Genomic DNA, 20355 nt, shown 5'->3' with positions numbered 1-20355 from the left:
TCTTTATTTTCAAATAACAACACAACAAACCTTTAAACGATGATTCAATTTTTTGAAAATGCGTCTGGTACAGTTTACGCTGTACAAACCTCAATCCCTTTAAATACAGAAGATGTAGCAAAACTTAATTGGTTATTTGGCAACGCTACACTTTTAGAAATCCCTACAGTTAATCTCACTTTTGTTGGTCCACGTGCCGCAATGATTACACCGTGGAGTACAAATGCAGTTGAAATTACCCAAAACATGGGTATTAACGGTATCATTCGTATTGAAGAATTTCAAAAGGCCGAAGAAGATTTTAACGATTTCGACCCAATGATTTCTCAAAAATATGTTTCTTTAACACAGGATATGTTTACCATTAACATACAACCACAACCTGTTTTAGAAATTGATGATATTGCAGCTTACAACAAGCAAGAAGGTTTAGCTTTAAGTGATGAAGAAGTTGAGTATTTAAACAATGTAGCTTTAAAAATAGGCAGAAAATTAACCGATTCTGAAGTATTTGGTTTTTCACAAGTAAATTCAGAACACTGTCGACACAAAATTTTTAACGGTACTTTTGTTATTGATGGAGAAGAAAAACCAACTTCCTTATTTAAATTAATTAAAAGTACATCTGAAACAAATCCAAACGATATTGTTTCGGCATATAAAGATAACGTAGCTTTTGTAAAAGGGCCACGTGTAACGCAATTTGCACCTAATTCTGCAGATAAACCCGATTTTTACACTGAAAAAGAATTTGATTCGGTAATTTCATTAAAAGCAGAAACCCACAATTTTCCAACAACTGTAGAGCCTTTTAATGGGGCTGCAACTGGATCAGGTGGTGAAATTCGCGACCGTTTAGCTGGGGGCCAAGGTTCATTACCTTTAGCCGGTACAGCTATTTACATGACATCTTATTCACGCTTAGAAGACGATCGTACATGGGAAAAAGCAATGAACGAAAGAAATTGGTTGTACCAAACACCAATGGATATCTTAATAAAAGCATCAAACGGAGCATCAGATTTTGGAAACAAATTTGGCCAACCCTTAATTACAGGTTCGGTTTTAACCTTTGAACATGAAGAAAACAACCGCAAAATAGGTTACGATAAAGTAATTATGCAAGCGGGTGGTATTGGTTATGGTAAAGAAAATCAAGCTAAAAAACACGAACCAAAACCTGGCGATCAGATTGTTATTTTAGGTGGTGAAAACTACCGCATTGGTATGGGTGGTGCTGCAGTATCATCGGCAGATACAGGTGCGTTTGGTTCGGGAATTGAACTAAATGCTATACAACGTTCAAACCCAGAAATGCAAAAACGTGCTGCAAATGCGGTACGTGGTATGGTAGAATCAGATCATAACGCTATTGTTTCAATTCACGATCATGGTGCTGGTGGCCACTTAAATTGTTTGTCTGAATTAGTTGAAAACACTGGTGGATTAATTGATTTAGATAAATTACCTGTAGGAGATCCTACGCTATCGGCAAAAGAAATCATTGGTAACGAATCGCAAGAACGTATGGGATTAGTTATTGGTAAAACCGATATTGAAACTTTACAACGTATTGCCGATCGTGAACGTTCGCCCATGTACACTGTTGGTGAAGTAACAAACAATCAACGCTTTACTTTTCAATCGGCTACCAATGGTGAAAAACCAATGGATTTAGCTTTAAGCGATATGTTTGGTTCATCGCCAAAAACCATTATGAACGACGAAACCGTTGTTTACAATTATGCCGATATTACTTACGAAAAAGAAGAAGTTTATAACTACTTAAACCAAGTTTTACAATTAGAAGCTGTTGCTTGTAAAGATTGGTTAACAAATAAAGTTGACCGTTGTGTTGGTGGTAAAGTTGCCAAACAACAATGTGTTGGCCCATTGCAATTGCCTTTAAATAACGTTGGTGTTATGGCTTTAGATTTTAAAGGACAAGAAGGTATTGCTACAACAGTAGGTCACTCACCTATTACAGCTTTGGTTGACCCAGTTGCTGGTAGTAGAAATGCAATTGGCGAAGCATTATCAAACATTATTTTTGCCCCAATTAAAAACGGACTTAGTGGTATTTCGCTGTCGGCCAATTGGATGTGGGCTTGTAACAATAAAGGCGAAGACGCACGTTTATATGAAGCTGTTAAAGGCTGTGCAGATTTTGCTATTGAATTAGGAATTAATATCCCTACGGGTAAAGATTCACTTTCAATGAAACAGAAATATCCCGATGGCGACGTTATTGCCCCTGGAACTGTAATTATTTCAGCTGCAGGAAATTGTACCGATATAACAAAAGTGGTTGAACCTGTACTTTCTAAAAGTGCCGATTCTATATACTATATAAACCTTTCTAAAGATAAATTTAAGTTAGGTGGTTCATCGTTTGCACAAATTTTAAATAAAATTGGTAACGAAGTACCAACTATTACCGATGCCGCTTATTTTAAAAAGGCATTTAATACAATTCAAGAATTAATTAACGATAATCAAATTGCTGCGGGTCACGATGTGGGCTCAGGTGGTTTAATTACTACTTTGCTTGAAATGTGTTTTGCTGGATATAACTTAGATGCTGATATCGATTTAACAGGTTTAAATGAAACCGATATTATTAAAGCTTTATTTAACGAAAATATTGCCGTAGTGTTACAAGCACAAAACGATCGTATTTTTGAAAATAAAATGGATGCTAATGGTATTGAATTTGTAAAAATTGGTGTACCTTCTGAAGGTCAAGAATTAAAAGTTGCATTTGGTAAAGAACATTACAACTTTAACATTAACGAATTACGTGATACTTGGTTTATTACTTCGTACTACTTAGATAAAAAACAATCTAAAAACGGTATGGCACGTGAGCGATTAATGAATTACAAAAATCAACCAATTCATTTTAACTTCCCTGTTCATTTTAACGGGCAAAAGCCAACAATCAACAATTCAAACCCAAGACCAAAAGCTGCAATTATTCGTGAAAAAGGATCGAATTCTGAGCGTGAAATGGCTAATGCAATGTACTTAGCCGGTTTTGATGTTAAAGATGTACACATGACCGATTTAATTAGTGGTCGTGAAACCCTTGAAGATATCCAATTTATTGGTGCTGTAGGTGGTTTTTCAAATTCAGATGTTTTAGGTTCGGCTAAAGGTTGGGCAGGTGCATTTATGTACAACGAAAAAGCAAATACTGCATTAAAGAATTTCTTTGCTCGACCTGATACGTTATCAGTTGGTATTTGCAACGGTTGCCAATTGTTTATGGAATTAGAACTAATTAATCCTGAACATGAAGTACATGGTAAAATGCATCATAATACTTCGCAAAAACACGAATCTAACTTTATTTCGGTAAAAGTACAACCTAATAATTCGGTAATGTTATCAACTTTAGCGGGTACAACATTAGGTGTTTGGATTTCGCACGGTGAAGGTAAATTTAACTTACCAAACAGCGAAAACCAGTACAATATTGTAGCTAAATATGCATATGACAAATACCCTGCAAATCCAAATGGATCAGATTATAACACAGCAATGATGTGTGATAAAACTGGGCGTCATTTAGTAACCATGCCGCATATCGAGCGTTCTGTTTTCCCTTGGAACTGGGCAAATTACCCAGCTGGTAGAGAAGACCAAGTTTCGCCTTGGGTTGAAGCTTTTGTAAATGCACGCGAGTGGTGTGAACAAAATAAATAAATCATAAAAAAATCGCCTTTATATAAAGGCGATTTTTTTTACTGTGCGTTTTCTTCGTTTTTATCGTTGGTAAAATCTTCAACTTTTTCTTTTGCAGCTTGGTATGTTTCAGTTGCTTTTTCTTTTACGTCTTCAACAACATCTTCAACTTTTTCCTTAGCATCTTCAAATACTTCAGAAGCTTTTTCACTTGCTGCATCAATCATTTCTTCAGCTTTATCAATCATTGGTGCTGTTTTTTCTTTAATAGTTTCCACAGCATCGTCGGCCATATCGCTAGCCTTTGAAATTGCTTCAGATGCAGAATCTTTGGCTGCATCATAAGCATCACTTAATTTATTGCCCAAACCCGATAGAAATTCATCAGATTTTCCTGCTGACTCGTTTGCAACATTTTTTACAGATTCAACACCAGATTCAACTTTATTTGAAGCCGAACCAAAAAGGTTTTTAAAAAAACTACCTAATCCCATTTTTTTCTAATTATAAGTTATTATTCAATTTCAAAAGTTAATTTAAGGTTTACCCTAAATTCTACAACTTTATTTTCTTTTACAGTAGCACTTTGCTCTTGTACATATACCGAACGTATATTTTTTAACGATTTTGCCGCTTGTTCAACAGCTTTACGAGTTGCGTCTTCCCAGCTTGTTTCAGAGCTAGATAAAACTTCAATTACTTTTAATACAGCCATTTATTATTTTTTGATTTTATCAAATGTAATAAAATTGTTTTTAAATTAAACTAGTTAAATTAAAAATTTGTAATTTAGCGATATGTCAAAGCAATTCTACATATTATTATTAATGCTTACGTTTTTTTTTATTACCCCTGGTAAGTCTTATGCTTGTGGAAGTAGTTTGAACAAAACAGAAAAATCTTGTTGTAAAAAAGACAACGATATTAAACGTAATAGTAAAGCTTGTGATAGTACTTGTGATAAATTGATTTGCAAGTGCACAACAGTGCAATCAATATTTTTTGTAATTTATTTAACTGAATTAAATGCAGATTTTATTATAATAAAAAACAAAAAAGAAAAATCATTTTATAATAAAATTGAACTTTCCCCTGGTTACTTTTCAATTTGGACGCTACCAAAAATAGCTTAATTTTAATATGTACAGCCATACGTGTGCTTAAACAGAATTAAAATTTCTTAAAAGTTAATTATTATCAACTTAAAATAAAAAAATATGAAATCAATAAATATATTGGTTGCAATTACATTATTGCCATTATTTTCGGCAATTTCGCAAATTAACAATGCAAAAACCGAAAATATTAAAATATTTGGTAACTGTGGTATGTGTGAAACCAAAATTGAAAAAGCAGGAAATTTAAAAAAAACAGCTCATATAGATTGGGATAAAGAAACCAAAAACGCAAAAATTGTTTATGATACTTTAAAAACCGATTTAAATGAAATATTAAAACGTATTGCAATAGCTGGGTACGACAGCAATGAATTTTTAGCACCCGATGAAAAATATCAGCATTTACCTGATTGTTGTAAATACAAACGTTCAAACAAACAAACCGTTAAAGTTGTTAAGTCAACAGATATTAATATAAACCATAATTCCTCAACAACAACTAACAAAGAAGTTGTAGGCACTTTAAATCCAGTATTTAATAATTATTTTAATATAAAAGAAGCTTTAGTAAACTCTGATGCATCTTTGGCTTTGACTAATGCAGAATCATTTATTTCATCGATTAAAGCTGTTGAAATGGAAAAACTTACTAATAAAGAACAGGTTATTTGGTTAAAAGTAATGCAAAATTTAATCGATTATGCTGATCAAATTACATTAACTAAAGATATACAACAACAACGAGAATATTTTATTGATTTATCAAATAAAATGTATGAATTAATTAAATCTACAAAACACGAATTCTCTATTTTTTATCAATTTTGCCCTATGGCAAACAATGGAAAAGGTGCTAATTGGTTAAGTAAAGATGAAAGCATTAAAAATCCATTTTACGGATCGCAAATGATTTCTTGCGGCAAAACTATTGAAACAATTAAATAATAAAGTAAGGTGTTTACATAATATAACACCTTACTTTTAATTAAATTAATTATGATAAATAACAAAAAAAATAAATTTTTAAAGTTAATTATATTTTATTTTACTTTATTAATTAACATAAATAGTAATGCTCAAAAAGTAATTCGATACGATTTATACGTTAAAGACACTATTGTAAATTATACAGGTATTGAAAAAAGAGCCATTGCTGTAAACGGACAAATACCTATGCCAACTTTAACTTTTACTGAAGGTGATTTAGCCGAAATACATGTTCACAACTTACTTAAAGAAACTACTTCGTTACATTGGCATGGATTGTACCTACCTAATCCTGAAGACGGTGTTCCATATCTAACTCAAATGCCCATTAAACCCAATACTACACATGTTTATCGTTTCCCCATTATACAAAATGGTACCCATTGGTACCATAGCCACAGTGGTCTACAAGAACAAATTGGTATGTATGGATCCTTAATTATCAATAAAAAGGAAGATGATAAATCCTTTAGAAAAGGTATTGATGACCTACCAACTATTCCTTTAATATTAAGTGAATGGACTAATTACAAGCCAGAAAACGTACACAGAATGTTGCACAACGCTTCTGATTGGTTTGCTATTAAAAAAGGTACAACACAAAGTTATTCCGAAGCAATTAAAGAAGGGCATTTCAAAACAAAACTTAAGAACGAATGGAAACGAATGCTGGCGATGGACGTAAGTGATGTTTATTATGATAAATTCTTAATTAATGGAACTTCTGAAAAACAATTTTCAGAATTTAAATCAGGTGATAAAGTTCGATTAAGAATTTCAAACGGAGGTGCGTCTTCCTATTTTTGGTTAACCTATGCGGGGGGTAAAATTACAGTTGTTGCAAATGATGGTAACGACGTTGAACCAATAGAAGTTGACCGTTTAATTATTGGAGTTTCTGAAACTTATGATGTTGTAGTTTCCATTCCTAAAGAAAACACTTCATTTGAATTTATGGCAACTACAGAAGATCGCACTAAATCTGTATCAATTTATCTTGGTTCAGGCATTAAACAACTTTTAAATCCTTTACCAAAACTTAAATATTTTGAAGGAATGAAAATGATGAATGAAATGATGAATTTAGATGGTACCATGAATGATATGGGAATGGATATGAGTTTACAAAAAATGGATATGAACACTGTAATGTATGAAGAAATCACTGGTAAAAAAGTACAAAAAAATGTAAATCAGAAAGAAAACAATCATTCTCTACATAATAATTCTAAAGCTATAATCACTCTAAACTACTCTATGCTTAAATCTCCTACAAAAACAGTATTATCCAAAAATGCACCTATACGTGAACTAAAATTTGAATTAACCGGTAATATGAACCGATATATTTGGAGTATAGATAACAAAGTGCTTTCTGAAACGGATAAAATTTTAATTAAAAAAGGAGAAATAGTTAGAATTACATTGTACAACAATTCAATGATGCGACATCCAATGCATCTTCATGGACATGATTTTAGATTAATAAACGGTAAAGGTGATTTTGCACCTTTAAAAAATGTTGTTGATATTATGCCAATGGAAACAAATATCATTGAATTTGAGGCCAATTTAGAAGGAGATTGGTTTTTTCATTGTCACATTTTATATCATATGATGGCAGGTATGAACCGAGTTTTTAGTTACGAAAATCAAAGTCCTAATAAATATCTAAAAAATAAAAAATGGGCATATAAAAAATTACAAAAACAGAGTAATGAATTACATTTTATGGCCGAAAACGATTTTGCAACTAATGGAAACGATGGAGAATTAATGCTTCAAAACACCCGTTGGAGTTTAGGCACAGAATGGCGGTTAGGGTACAATGATCATCACGGCTACGAAACTGAAACACACCTTGGCCGTTATATAGGTAAGATGCAATGGTTTATGCCTTTTATTGGTTTTGATTTTAGATACCGAAAAACAGCAATGGATGTAAATGAAACGAACATTTTTGGACAAACAAATAAAAAAGATAAAAGATCAGCAATTAGTTTAGGTATAATGTATACTTTACCAATGTTAATAAACTTACAAGCTGAACTTTATCACGATGGTATTTTTAGGTTATCTCTAATGAGAGAAGACATACCTTTATCTAAAAGATTAAGAGCTGGATTTATGATTAATACAGATAAAGAATACATGGGTGATTTACAATATATTTTAAATAAAAATTTAAGACTACGAACGCATTATGACAGTGATATGGGGATAGGCTTTGGATTGAATTTAAATTATTAAAATGTATAAACTTTATATTCAAACTAAACGCTTTTAAAATATTTTAATTAAAATGCAAAAAATTACACCCAACTTATGGTTTAATGGCAATGCTCTCGAAGCTGTAACTTATTATTTATCTGTATTTAATGATGGTAAGATATTACAAACCAATTACTACCCTTTAAATGAACAAGAAGGTTTACCTGATTTCAATAAAGCGTATTCTGGAAAAATACTATCTATCGAATTTGAAATTTTAAAGATGCATTTTATTGCGATAAATGCAAACGGACCTTTTCTTTTTAACGAGTCGGTTTCATTTATGATTCCTTGTAAAAACCAAACTGAGATAGATTATTATTGGAATGCACTTACAGCGAATGGTGGCGCCGAAAGTTTTTGCGGTTGGCTAAAAGATAAATACGGCATAAGCTGGCAAATTTGTCCAGAAAATTGGAACGAATTAAGTAAAAAACCAAATGCTTTTAACAAACTAACGCAAATGAAAAAAATAATAATTGATGCTTTTTAAAAAAACATAAAAATGCCCTGAAAAAATCAGGGCATTTTTGTATTAAGATTAACCTAAAAACGGATATCTATAATCAGTATCAGGTACAAAAGTTTCTTTAATTGTACGTGGCGAAACCCAACGCAATAAGTTAATCATAGAACCAGCTTTATCATTAGTTCCTGATCCACGAGCACCACCAAAAGGTTGTTGCCCAACTACTGCACCTGTTGGCTTATCGTTAATATAAAAATTACCAGCTGCGTTTTCTAACGCTTTAGTTGCTGTTTCAATTGCATATCTACAGCCCGAAAATATTGCTCCTGTTAATGCGTATTCCGAAGTACTATCAACTAATTGCAAACTTTCTTCCCATTTTGCATCTTCATAAACATAAACAGTTAACACAGGGCCAAACAATTCACGCTCCATTGTGTCGTATTTAGGATTTGTAGTAACAATTACAGTTGGTTCAATAAACCAACCTTTCGATTTATCATATCCACCACCTACAACAATTTCTGCTTCGTTTGATGCTTTTGCATCATCAATTGCTTTGGCTAGTTTATCAAAAGATGATTCAGAAATTACAGCCGACATAAAGTTGCTCATATCTTCTGGCGAACCCATTTTAAATGAATTAACGTCTGCAATCACATAGTTCTTAATATCTTCCCATAATGAAGCTGGAATATAAGCACGAGAAGCTGCAGAACATTTTTGACCTTGGTATTCAAAAGCACCACGTGATAAGGCGGTAGCTACTTCTTTAGCGTTTGATGTTGGGTGTGCCCAAACAAAATCTTTACCACCTGTTTCTCCAACAATTCGTGGGTATGTTTTGTATTTACTGATGTTTGTACCAATAGTTTTCCAAAAGTCGTTAAATACACCTGTTGATCCAGTAAAATGAATTCCTGCAAAATCGGCAGAATCTAAAATGGTATTTGTAATCATTGATGAATCTCCATAAATTACATTAATTACACCATCTGGTAATCCTGCTTTTTTAAATACTTCTACAATTACATTTGCAGAAAAAATTTGCGTAGCTGCTGGTTTCCAAACAACCACATTACCCATCATAGCAACACACGAAGGTAAGTTACCTGCAATAGCTGTGAAGTTAAAAGGAGTAATTGCGTAAACAAAACCTTCTAACGGACGTTGTTCTACTCTATTCCAAATACCTTTAGCCGAAATAGGTTGTTGTTTGTAAATTTCGGTCATGTATTGCACATTAAAACGTAAAAAGTCTATTAATTCACATGCTGAATCAATTTCAGCTTGATGTACAGTTTTACCTTGTGCAATCATTGTTGCTGCATTAATTTTAGCGCGGTATGGTCCTGCAATTAATTCGGCTGCTTTTAAGAAAATAGAAGCGCGGTGCTCCCAAGCCATTTGCGACCATTTTACTCGTGCTGCTAAAGCTGATTGAATGGCGTCTTGAATATTTTCTTTACTTGCGGTATGATAAATACCTAAGTGATGTTGATGATCAAACGGAGGAAATAAGTTTTTGGTATTACCCGTACGTATTTCTTTTCCACCAATATATAAAGGAATATCAACCGTAGTGTTGTACATTTCTTTAAAGGTTTTTTGAACTTCTTCGCGTTCAATAGTTCCTGGTGCGTATGTTTTTACGGGTTCGTTCACGGCAACCGGAACGTTAAAAAATCCTGTAGACATTTGTTTATTATTTTTATTTTAGTTGAATATATAGGGTACACTCATGTTAAAAAGGGGAATTTGTACATGAAAGGTTTTACTGGTATTAAAATTAAAAAATGTATAATAACCTTGCATACTACCAATTTGACCAACAATATAGGCTCCTGAAATGTATTGAAATGTTTCGTTGCATAACAAAATAGGTTGTTGCCCAATTACTCCTTCACCGGTAACGGTTTCAATACCGTTTAAAGCATCTTTAATAATCCAATGACGTTTTAAAAGCTGTACTTTATCATTTCCCTCATTATCAATTGTAATTTCGTAGTTAAAAAAATTCACAAGGTTTTTTAAATGCAGTTGCTTACTAGCAAATTGTACTTTAACACTTACTTTTATTCCATGTGTGATTTTTGAAACCATTTTTTAGAAATTTATTCAAAATTACAAATAAATTTTTAATTAGTAATAAGTTTACTATCTGCTTTACCTAAACCTATAACTCTGGCAAACCTATCGGTTTCTGCTTTGTAATAAACCAGAGCATAATACTCATTTTCAGTTTCAAAAAAATTTCCTTCGGGATTTAAATTTTCTAAAACTTTTCCATCTTCATTAGTTATTACATATTTATAATTAGTAAAACCTTGTTTTAGTAGTAAAGCCGTTTTATACAAATCATTTGTATCATCATATTGTAACTCATAATCAGGTGTTAATTGATAGTTATTAAACATACCAACTATGTATAATTTTTGATTACTTGGTAACTTATTTAGTTTATATCCAAAATAAACCCAAGCGTAGTCAGCTTCAGTTATATTATTTCCTCTTAAAGCATTTCTTGATTTAAAACCGCCATTAACATCCTGATAAAAACTATAGGATTTATTAGTGCTTTGGGCAATTTTAGGCCATAGAAACGTTTGGAACAAATCGGTTCTAGAGATACGTTCAACTGTGTTATTTACTTGTCGCATATCGCTGTTATCAAAATACAAAAATTCATTTCCTGCCCAAAAATTAGTTTCCTCATCATATTGATATTTGAATTGATTACTAATAACATATTGAGGTTTTATTTGGGTAAGCGCATTATACCATTGTCCGTTTTGCAAAACAACTACTTGTACATTTTGCTTAGGGTTTTGCAGTTGTAAAGTTTCAAAATCAATATTTAAATAGATATTTTGCTTAAAAGGCGATGCGTTTAAATTACGTGTTTTCTTTACTTCTAATGCAACTTTGGCTAAATCTTCATATAAAACAAAACGGCGTTCAATTACTTTTTCATTGGCATCATTATAAATTTCAATAATATAATTACCACTTATTGTAATTTTTGTATTACTGTTTGGTAGCTGAACCGAATAATGCACAAAAGGCTGAAAAGTATTAAATGATGTTTGATAGCTTACAAATCGCGAGGGTTGAATTCCACTAATATATTCGGTAATTTTTAAGTTTGATGGCTGCCAATTTTCATCACAATGAACAATTTTATAAAAATAATCGGTTTCTATTCCATTTAAATCTTCAAAAGAAAAAACAAAAGGTTCGTTCAATCTAAAAATTGGCACTAACGCTAAATTTTCACTACTACTTTGTGTAAATGCAACTGATTTAATATAATAAGGATCATTCATTGCATCTACATTTAAAGCTGAAATGAATACAATTAAAAAAACCAAAATTTTTCTCATACAATCTTTTATTTTGACAATTGTAAAGATAGTAATCATTTATAAATCATTAATTTAATTTTTTTTGATATTTTTTAAAATCTGTAAATAAAATTGTTTTATTTTGCATGAAATTAAATAAATAATTTATTATGAAAAAAATCGTTTTAACTATGGCAGTTATTGGTGGATTAGTATTCACATCTTGTAAAAAAGAAGCTGCTGCTGAAAATTTAGAAAACAAATTAGACTCATTAACTGAACAAGTACAAGACACATTAGCTCAAGTTACAGAAGAAGTAACTGATACAGTAGAATCTTTAGAAGCTAAAATTAAAGAAGCTGAAGAAGAATTGAAAAAAGCGGTAACTGTTGAAGAAAAACAAGCTGCTACTAAAAAATTAAACGATGCTAAAGCTGCATTAGCTACTTTAAAAGGTGAAGCTATTTCTACTGCAGAAGAAGTAAAACAACAAGCTAGTGCTGCTGCAAGCAAAGCTAGTACTTCAGTAAAAAATGCAGTAAAAAATACTGACAAAAAAGTAGAAGAAGTAAAAACTGAAGTTGTAAAAAGCAAAGAAGAAATTCAACAAGCAGGTAAAAAAGCTGTAGAAAAAGGAGCTGAATTTACTAAAACAAAATTAAACTAATTTTGTATTTATATTAAGTAGCATAATAAATGCTACTTTTATTACATAAAAAAACCCTGACTTTAATCAGGGTTTTATTTATTATACTAATTTAAAATTAGTTTAATGATTTAATTTTTGTTAATTGTCCATTTTTAGGATTAATTCTACCTAAACCTTTAGCTGAACTAGCATTTAATGAATATAATCCATCAATTTCACCTTCTAAATTAGTTTTTAACATAATAGAAGTATCATCTGCATCAGTTCCAGACAACGTATAAGTCATTGTAGCCGGCTCAGTTTCTGAACCATAATTTAAATCTACTACATCAAATTCTGCTTCAGCTGCGTAAGAATAATCTGTATCATTAAATGTAGTTGAAAAACCACCTAATAAAGTAGAACCTTCAGTAGTAAATGGTAATACATATCTACCTGCAGTTCCTACAGGAATAGAGGTATCAACTTTTGTTAACAAAGTAGTCCATGTTTCAGCTGTACCAAAAGTTGTAACTGCATCACCATTGTGAGAAATAAATTCAAAAGCAGCAACTACAGTACCATCTTGTAATGTATATTCTTTTATTGGAGCAGAACCAGTACCGTCTCTATGAACAGCATACAAAGAATAAGTAATCTCTTCTTGATCGTTGTTAACTTGAATAAAATTCTTTGTTAAAGTTGGTGTTGGTGTTGGTGTTGGTGTTGGATTTGAATCATCATCCCCACAAGAAGTAACCGTTAAAGAACCTGCAGCAACAAATGCAATAGTTGCTAAAGATAAAAACATTTTTTTCATAATAGATTTATATTATTTTATTGTTAATTTATAATGCTAATTTAGGTAATATTTTTTAATAAACAACTGTTGATATAAAAAAAATAAAATTTAACAGGTGCGAAATCTAAATTATCCATTAAAACCTCGGTAATTTATAGTACATTTGAAATTCTAAAAACCTTATAATAAACCATACATTAAATATGAACGAGCATTTTGAAACCAATCCGTTAATTGATCGTTTGCCAAAACACTTAAAACAATTTATAAAACCACAAGATTACAACGATTACACCCCTATCAATCAAGCAGTATGGCGTTATGTAATGCGTAAAAATGTTGATTATCTATCTAAGGTTGCTCATTCTTCTTACTTAGATGGCTTACAAAAAACTGGAATTTCTATTGAAAGTATTCCAAGCATGTATGGCATGAACCGCATTTTAAAAGAAATTGGTTGGGCAGCTGTTGCTGTTGATGGTTTTATACCACCAAATGCTTTTATGGAATTTCAAGCATATAACGTTTTGGTTATTGCTTCTGATATTCGTCAATTAGAAAATATTGAATACACCCCTGCTCCAGATATAATTCACGAAGGTGCTGGCCACGCTCCAATTATTGCAAACCCTGAATATGCAGAATATTTAAGACGTTTTGGCGAAATTGGTTGCAAAGCAATTTCATCGGCTCACGATTATGAAATTTATGAAGCTATTCGCGAATTATCTATTTTAGAAGAAGCAGAAGGAACACCTGAAAGTGAACTTAAACGCATTCGCAATAAAGTTGATGAACTACAAGCAAAAGCTACCGAACCTTCAGAAATGGCTTTAATTAGAAATTTACACTGGTGGACTGTTGAATACGGCTTAATTGGTACAGTTGAAAATCCTAAAATATACGGTGCCGGTTTGTTATCATCTATTGGCGAAAGTGAATGGTGTATGACCGATAAGGTTAAAAAAATACCTTATAGTATAGATGCTGCTTATCAAGGCTTCGACATCACAAAACCGCAACCTCAGCTTTATGTTACTAAAGATTTTGGTCAACTTAGTATGGTTTTAGAAGAATTTGCAAACAAAATGGCTTTGCGTAGTGGTGGTTTAAGCGGTATAAAAAAACTAATTCAATCTAAAGCATTAGGTACTATTGAACTATCAACTGGCCTACAAATTTCAGGTGTTTTTACTAATGTAATTGAACACGAAAACAAACCTGTTTACATACAAACAACTGGCGCTACTGCATTAGCTTACCGCGAAAAAGAATTAGTTAACCATGGTACAGAATATCATTCCGAAGGTTTTGGAAGTCCTATTGGGCGTTTAAAACACATAAACCTTACTATTGAGGATATGAGCCCACGCGACTTACTTGCTTATAACATTCACGAAGGCAATTTTGTTGAATTAGAATTTGAAGGAGATATTAAAGTTGCTGGTGAAATTATTACAGGATCAAGAAATTTAAGAGGCGAAATTATTTTAATAAGCTTTAAAAATTGTACCGTTACTCATAACGATACCATTTTATTTAAACCTGAATGGGGCACTTATGATATGGCTGTAGGTAAAAAAATAGTTTCAGCTTTTTCTGGCCCAGCTGATATTAATAGTTTTGATATGATTACCCATGTACCAACTACCAAAACCATTAAAGCTAAAAAAACCAGCGAACGTGAAGCACTTGAAAAACTTTACAAACAAGTTCGTGAACAACGCGAAAGTAATCAAACCAATAATTTAGAAATCATTCTAAATGATTTAATTGCAAATCACACACAAGATTGGCTATTAACATTAGAAATTGTTGAACTAGCAAAACAACACAACTTACCAATTTACGATAACGCGTTGCACCATTTATTAAAGGTAAAAGAAAGCAGACCCGATGTAGCGCATTTAATTACCAACGGTTTAAACTTAATTTAAATATTTATAAAAAAGACTCTTTAAAAAGGAGTCTTTTTTTATTATTTAACACATTATTATCATATTACAGTTTTTATAACTTAAAAATAGTTATATTTTTGAGATAATTAAAAACACCACACATGAATTTAAGAAAACTTACATTAGGTATTTTAATTTTACCTGCATCATTATGGGCACAAGTTGCAGATTTTAATCAAAAAATACCTACCGATCCCGATGTTCGAATCGGTAAACTTGAAAACGGACTAACTTACTACATTCGTAAAAATGCAAAACCAGAAAAAAAGGTAGATTTACGCTTGGTTTTAAATGCTGGTTCTATTTTAGAAACCGATAAGCAAATAGGTTTGGCTCACTTTATGGAACACATGGTTTTTAACGGAACCAAAACTTTTCCTAAAAACGAATTAATAAACTATTTACAAAGCATTGGAGTAAAATTTGGTCAACACTTAAACGCTTATACTAGTTTTGACGAAACTGTTTATTTTTTACCAATTCCTGCAGATGATCCTGTGAAATTAGATAAAGGTTTCCAAATTTTAGAAGATTGGGCCTTTAACGCTAATTTAGAAACAAAGGATATTGATGATGAACGCGGCGTTGTTATTGAAGAATACCGCACACGATTAGGATCGGGCGAACGTATGATGAAGAATTACTTACCTAAAATGCTTCACAATTCATTGTACGCAAAACGTTTACCTATTGGTACAAAAGAAAATTTAGAAACTTTTAAACCCGAAGAAATCCGTCAGTTTTATAAAGATTGGTACCGCCCTAACCTTATGGCTGTTATTGTTGTTGGCGATATTAATGTTGATGAAATGGAAGCAAAAATTAAAAGTCATTTTGCTAAATATCAAAATCCTGTAAATCCTAAAGAGCGTAAATCGTTCGATATTCCAAATCATAAAGAAACATTTGTATCTGTAAATACCGATAAAGAAGCAACATCGGCTAACGTACAAATTTTTTATAAAGACATTGATAAAGCAAAACCATCAACAACAGTTGGCGATTTTAAAAACGATTTAATTGAAGGCTTGTTTTCGCAAATGTTAAACGCACGTTTAGAAGAATACACCAACAAACCAAACCCACCATTTGTTTATGGGTACAGCTTTCATGGCAGTATGCTTGGACGTGAAAAAGAAGCTTTTCAATCAATGGCTATGACTGCTGAAGACAAACAATTAGAAGCGGTTAAAGTTTTAGCTATTGAAAACGAACGCGCCCGCAAATTTGGATTTACACAATCAGAACTAGATCGTGCAAAAAAAGATTATTTAGCTTATTATGAAAAAGCTTATAACGACCGCGATAAAAACAACTCATCGGCATATTTAGGCAGATACCAAAGTCACTTTTTAGAAGGCGAAGCGATCCCGTCAATTGCTTATGAATTCAACTTAGTTAAAGAAATATTACCTACACTTACTTTAAAAGATGTTAATAACGTAATTCAATCGTATATAAAAGATGAAAATCGTGTAATTATTTTAACTGGCCCAGAAAAAGAAGGTTTAAAAACACCTACCGAAAACGAAGTTTTAGCTGCATTAGACGTGTCTAAAGTAGAAATCACACCTTATGAAGATGCTGTTGTTGCAGAATCGTTAATTCGTAACGAAATTAAACCAGGTAAAATTGTAGGAACTTCTAAAAACGACAAATTAGGAACAGTTACACTTATGTTAGCCAACGGTGCTAAAGTAACCTACAAAAAAACCGATTTTAAAAACGATGAAATTTTGTTTGGTGCCAGAAGTTTTGGTGGTTTTAATTTAGTTGATAACGAAACTTATAAAAAAATTCAACATGCAACAAGCGCTGTTCCACAAGCAGGTATTGCAGGTATGGATCAAAATGCATTAACTAAATTTAATACTGGTAAAATTTACCGTGTTTCACCATACGTTGGCGGAATTACAGAAGGCATTTCTGGAAATAGTACACCTAAAGATTTAGAATATTTGTTTCAAACTGTTCATGCGTATTTTACAGATTTAAATTATGATGAAAACGCTTACGAAACAGAAAAAAGCAAAACAAAATCGTATTTAGCTAATTTAATGGCAATGCCTGAGGTATTTTATCAAATTGAAATATCAAACTTTATGTATGGCCATAATGCAAGATATTCTTCGCCAATTCCAACGGAAAAAGATTGGGAAAACACCAACTACAAAATGGCTTATAATTTGTTTAAAGAGCGCTTTGCAGATGCCAGCGATTTTGAATTTTTCTTTGTTGGAAATGTTACCGATGAACAAATGAAAGCTTTCTCTGAAATTTATATTGCATCGTTACCAGCATTAAATCGTAAAGAAACAATAAAAGATACAGGTTTCCGTGCTAAAACGGGAGTTCATAGAAAAGATGTTTATAAAGGTACCGACGATAAAGCTACCGTAAGAATATCATACACAGGCGAAACAACGTACTCTGAAAAAGAAAACTTAGCAATGCAAGCTTTAGGCGAAATTGTTACTATTAAATTAATTGAAGAATTACGTGAAAAAGAAGGCGGTGTATACGGTGCTAGCGCAAGAGGTTCTTTAAATAAATTTCCTTATGGTTCCTATGATTTCAGTATTTCGTACCCTACCAATCCTAAAGATGCCGATAAGTTAATTGAATTAACTTTGAAAGAAGTTGAAAAAATTCAACAAAACGGACCCGATGCTAAAGATTTAGACAAATTTATTGAAGGCGAAATGACAGATTATACCAAATCATTAAAAGAAAACAGATATTGGTTAGGTGTTTTAACAAATGCTTTTAGTGAACAAGAAAATCCTGAAAAAGCTTTAGAATTTGAGAAAACATTGAAAACTTTAACAGTTAAAGATGTTCAAGATGTTGCAAAAAAATACTTAAACAAAAATCGTATTATTGCAGTATTAAAACCCGAAACTGCTAAAAAGTAAATTTTTAATTATATAAAAAATGCCTCACATCTTAAAATGTGAGGTATTTTTAGTTTAATTTCTTAATAAACTTGCATTATTAATGGTTAATTCATTTCTTTATAAAAATTTAGAATTTAATATTTTTACATAGAATTATGAAAAAAATCATTCTTTTTATAATAATTCTTTGGGCAAATTTACTGTGTTCACAAAACAATTCGCAAGCAACCAAAGTATTTACAGTTAAAGATCTTGAAAATGAAATAAAATTAAACAACGATTGGAAATCCCAATCTGGTAATACTATTTTATGGAAAGAAAAAGATTTTGATGATACTAATTGGAAACCGTTAACAAGTGTTTTTAGCAAATTAAAAGCACCTGATTTTAATGGTGATATGTGGTTTAGAAAAAACATAATAATTGACTCTTCCTTAGTTAATGTTCCCGTTGCTTTACAAGTATTTTCAAAAGCCGAAGTAAAAATTTACTTAAACGGTACTCACATAAAAAATTTTAAAGGTTTAAATAATGAAGTCGATAGCTTAAAAAACAAACCCTTAATATTTGTTTTTAATAAACCTGGTAAAAATATTTTTGCATTGCATTATAAAGACTCGTTGTTTAATAAAACAAAAACAACATTTCAAACAGAAGGTTTCAAATTTTCATTACTATCAGTTGATAAATATCTTGAAAAATCAACATATAATAATTATTTATGGCTGGCAACTATTGCTATTGGTTTTATATTTATTACACTGGGTGTAATACACTTAATCTTATTTGGTTTTTACCGTAAATTTATTTCCAACTTATTTTTCGCTTTATTTAACTTATGTTCAGGTTGTAGCATCCTTTTTGGATACGCAAAATTAACTCAATTCGGTTTTGATGGTATGGCGTTTTTAAACCCTGCCAATTCCATATCGGTAACTTTTTCTGTAATAGGAAGTTTAGCCATAAGTGCAACAGTTAATTTTTTATTTAGCAAAAGTAAACTACGATTAATAATTTTAAGTATTTTGGTTGGTTTTAGTTTACTTTTAATGTATTCATTTTCTGGTAACTTCTCGTTTCTAGCATCAATTTTCACAACAATAATACTTTTAGAATCAATTATAATTGTACTTATTGCTGCATTAAATAAAAAGCCAGGCGCAAAAATAATTGCAATAGGATTAGTTTGTAGTTTTGGTTTTGCTCTTTTATTAGGTATGTGTGTTGGAATATTTTTTGCAACAAAATCCTTTAATTATGTAACAATTAGTATTCTTATTATTTTAGGTATATTAAGTTTCTTTAGTATCCCATTTGCAATGTCGGCTTATTTAGCATCAAATTTTGCAGCTGTAAGTCGCAAATTAAAACAACAATTAAAACAAGTAAATTTACTTTCTAACCAAACGTTAAAACACGAACAAGAGCGCAAAGCACTTTTAGAAAATAAAACATTTTTTTTAGAAACCGAAGTAAAAGAACGTACAAAAGAAATTGAAACTCAAAAACAAGAAATTGAAAAACAACAACACGCTTTGTTAAAAGAAAAACAAAAATCAGAAGATTTGTTATTAAACATTTTACCAAAAGATGTTGCCGATGAATTAAAAGAAAGTGGCGAAAGTAAGGTGAAACAATTCAACAGCGTTTCTATTTTATTTTCAGATTTTATAAACTTAGATTCAGTATCGCAACAATTAAATTCGCAAGAATTATTAGATGAATTAAACTTTTGTTTTCAAGCATTCGATCATATCACAACAAAGCATCAAATAGAAAAAATAAAAACCATTAGTTATTCGTATATGGCTGTAAGCGGACTGCCATTAGAAAATGAAAATCATGCAAAAAAAATGATCGAAGTAGCTATTGAAATGTGTACGTTCATTGAAAACTATCAAACCGAACGTAAAAAACAAAACAAACCTTACTTTGAAATTAAAATTGGTATAAATTCGGGCGAAGTTGTTGCTGGTATTGTTGGCATTAAAAAATTTGCTTACGATATTTGGGGCGATGCCGTTAACACCGCTGCTCGTATGAAAGCAAAAAGTGAAAACGGTAGAATAAATGTAGGACATACAACGTACGAATTAGCTAAAAATTACTTTGAATTTACATATCGTGGCGAAATAGAAATTAAAGGAAAAGGCTTTGCAAAAATGTATTTTGTTGAAACTAAAACTGTTTAAA

General features: G+C 31.4%; 15 protein-coding genes. 9 read left to right on the top strand and 6 right to left on the bottom strand.

The genetic code is table 11. The annotated features are described in order from the left end of the window. Positions 1–39: 39 nt before the first annotated feature. Positions 40–3708: a phosphoribosylformylglycinamidine synthase gene (gene purL, locus P3875_RS04870; RefSeq protein WP_303445163.1), complete on the top strand. Its 3669-nt coding sequence runs from the start codon at positions 40–42 to the stop codon at positions 3706–3708. Between the two features lie 38 nt (positions 3709–3746). Here the strand turns inward: purL and P3875_RS04865 are convergent, their stop codons facing one another. Continuing rightward, positions 3747–4181: a DUF883 family protein gene (locus P3875_RS04865; protein ID WP_303445162.1), complete on the bottom strand. Its 435-nt coding sequence runs from the start codon at positions 4179–4181 to the stop codon at positions 3747–3749. Between the two features lie 20 nt (positions 4182–4201). Then, the gene (locus P3875_RS04860) at positions 4202–4402 is read right to left on the bottom strand and encodes a dodecin family protein (RefSeq protein WP_303445161.1); all 201 of its coding nucleotides are present in this window, start codon (positions 4400–4402) and stop codon (positions 4202–4204) included. An 82-nt stretch (positions 4403–4484) separates the two neighbouring features. On the opposite strand from P3875_RS04860, the gene P3875_RS04855 reads away from it, so the two are divergent. The 4 genes from P3875_RS04855 to P3875_RS04840 all read left to right on the top strand — a co-directional run bounded on the left by P3875_RS04855 (position 4485) and on the right by P3875_RS04840 (position 8556). Then, the gene (locus tag P3875_RS04855; RefSeq protein WP_303445160.1) at positions 4485–4820 is read left to right on the top strand and encodes a hypothetical protein; all 336 of its coding nucleotides are present in this window, start codon (positions 4485–4487) and stop codon (positions 4818–4820) included. Positions 4821–4904: 84 nt separating this feature from the next. Beyond that, positions 4905–5750 (top strand): DUF3347 domain-containing protein, encoded by an 846-nt coding sequence (locus P3875_RS04850; RefSeq protein WP_303445159.1) that lies wholly within the window; start codon positions 4905–4907, stop codon positions 5748–5750. Between the two features lie 51 nt (positions 5751–5801). After that, positions 5802–8042 carry a multicopper oxidase domain-containing protein gene (locus P3875_RS04845; RefSeq protein ID WP_303445158.1) on the top strand — a complete coding sequence of 747 codons (2241 nt, stop codon included), beginning with the start codon at positions 5802–5804 and terminating at the stop codon, positions 8040–8042. Between the two features lie 52 nt (positions 8043–8094). After that, complete coding sequence (locus P3875_RS04840) at positions 8095–8556, top strand: VOC family protein (protein WP_303445156.1); 462 nt, start codon at positions 8095–8097, stop codon at positions 8554–8556. Between the two features lie 48 nt (positions 8557–8604). Here the strand turns inward: P3875_RS04840 and pruA are convergent, their stop codons facing one another. Genes pruA through P3875_RS04825 form a run of 3 tightly spaced genes read right to left on the bottom strand, consistent with a single transcriptional unit; the run spans position 8605 to position 11915 of the window. Next, entirely contained in the window at positions 8605–10230 is a 1626-nt protein-coding gene (gene pruA, locus P3875_RS04835; protein WP_303445154.1) for an L-glutamate gamma-semialdehyde dehydrogenase, read from the bottom strand. Positions 10231–10248: 18 nt separating this feature from the next. Beyond that, a complete protein-coding gene (apaG, locus tag P3875_RS04830) occupies positions 10249–10635 on the bottom strand; it encodes a Co2+/Mg2+ efflux protein ApaG (protein ID WP_303445152.1) in 387 nt (128 codons plus the stop codon). A 35-nt stretch (positions 10636–10670) separates the two neighbouring features. Continuing rightward, entirely contained in the window at positions 10671–11915 is a 1245-nt protein-coding gene (locus P3875_RS04825) for a type IX secretion system plug protein (protein ID WP_303445150.1), read from the bottom strand. A 131-nt stretch (positions 11916–12046) separates the two neighbouring features. Between P3875_RS04825 and P3875_RS04820 the strand changes: the two genes are divergently transcribed. Continuing rightward, a complete protein-coding gene (locus P3875_RS04820) occupies positions 12047–12544 on the top strand; it encodes a hypothetical protein (RefSeq protein WP_303445148.1) in 498 nt (165 codons plus the stop codon). A 97-nt stretch (positions 12545–12641) separates the two neighbouring features. Here P3875_RS04820 and P3875_RS04815 read toward each other — a convergent pair whose 3' ends face one another. Next, a complete protein-coding gene (locus P3875_RS04815) occupies positions 12642–13325 on the bottom strand; it encodes a hypothetical protein (RefSeq protein ID WP_303445146.1) in 684 nt (227 codons plus the stop codon). A 185-nt stretch (positions 13326–13510) separates the two neighbouring features. On the opposite strand from P3875_RS04815, the gene P3875_RS04810 reads away from it, so the two are divergent. From P3875_RS04810 to P3875_RS04800, 3 genes are all read left to right on the top strand, one after another. Continuing rightward, the gene (locus P3875_RS04810; RefSeq protein ID WP_303445145.1) at positions 13511–15244 is read left to right on the top strand and encodes an aromatic amino acid hydroxylase; all 1734 of its coding nucleotides are present in this window, start codon (positions 13511–13513) and stop codon (positions 15242–15244) included. Positions 15245–15366: 122 nt separating this feature from the next. Continuing rightward, complete coding sequence (locus P3875_RS04805) at positions 15367–18180, top strand: M16 family metallopeptidase (protein WP_303445143.1); 2814 nt, start codon at positions 15367–15369, stop codon at positions 18178–18180. A gap of 137 nt (positions 18181–18317) precedes the next feature. Further along, on the top strand, positions 18318–20354 hold the full coding sequence (locus tag P3875_RS04800) for an adenylate/guanylate cyclase domain-containing protein (RefSeq protein WP_303445141.1): 2037 nt from the start codon (positions 18318–18320) through the stop codon (positions 20352–20354). Position 20355: the final 1 nt, after the last annotated feature.

The organism is Myroides sp. JBRI-B21084, assembly GCF_030545015.1.
GTDB lineage: Bacteria > Bacteroidota > Bacteroidia > Flavobacteriales > Flavobacteriaceae > Flavobacterium.
Note: the sequence above shows the minus strand (reverse complement) of the source record. Positions and strands in the feature narration are given on the sequence as shown.

Bases quoted from the DNA above. Each gene is read 5' to 3' on its own strand.
- purL (WP_303445163.1), top strand. From the start codon at position 40: ATGATTCAATTTTTTGAAAATGCGTCTGGTACAGTTTACGCTGTACAA.
- P3875_RS04865 (WP_303445162.1), bottom strand. From the start codon at position 4,181: ATGGGATTAGGTAGTTTTTTTAAAAACCTTTTTGGTTCGGCTTCAAAT.
- P3875_RS04860 (WP_303445161.1), bottom strand. From the start codon at position 4,402: ATGGCTGTATTAAAAGTAATTGAAGTTTTATCTAGCTCTGAAACAAGC.
- P3875_RS04855 (WP_303445160.1), top strand. From the start codon at position 4,485: ATGTCAAAGCAATTCTACATATTATTATTAATGCTTACGTTTTTTTTT.
- P3875_RS04850 (WP_303445159.1), top strand. From the start codon at position 4,905: ATGAAATCAATAAATATATTGGTTGCAATTACATTATTGCCATTATTT.
- P3875_RS04845 (WP_303445158.1), top strand. From the start codon at position 5,802: ATGATAAATAACAAAAAAAATAAATTTTTAAAGTTAATTATATTTTAT.
- P3875_RS04840 (WP_303445156.1), top strand. From the start codon at position 8,095: ATGCAAAAAATTACACCCAACTTATGGTTTAATGGCAATGCTCTCGAA.
- pruA (WP_303445154.1), bottom strand. From the start codon at position 10,230: ATGTCTACAGGATTTTTTAACGTTCCGGTTGCCGTGAACGAACCCGTA.
- apaG (WP_303445152.1), bottom strand. From the start codon at position 10,635: ATGGTTTCAAAAATCACACATGGAATAAAAGTAAGTGTTAAAGTACAA.
- P3875_RS04825 (WP_303445150.1), bottom strand. From the start codon at position 11,915: ATGAGAAAAATTTTGGTTTTTTTAATTGTATTCATTTCAGCTTTAAAT.
- P3875_RS04820 (WP_303445148.1), top strand. From the start codon at position 12,047: ATGAAAAAAATCGTTTTAACTATGGCAGTTATTGGTGGATTAGTATTC.
- P3875_RS04815 (WP_303445146.1), bottom strand. From the start codon at position 13,325: ATGAAAAAAATGTTTTTATCTTTAGCAACTATTGCATTTGTTGCTGCA.
- P3875_RS04810 (WP_303445145.1), top strand. From the start codon at position 13,511: ATGAACGAGCATTTTGAAACCAATCCGTTAATTGATCGTTTGCCAAAA.
- P3875_RS04805 (WP_303445143.1), top strand. From the start codon at position 15,367: ATGAATTTAAGAAAACTTACATTAGGTATTTTAATTTTACCTGCATCA.
- P3875_RS04800 (WP_303445141.1), top strand. From the start codon at position 18,318: ATGAAAAAAATCATTCTTTTTATAATAATTCTTTGGGCAAATTTACTG.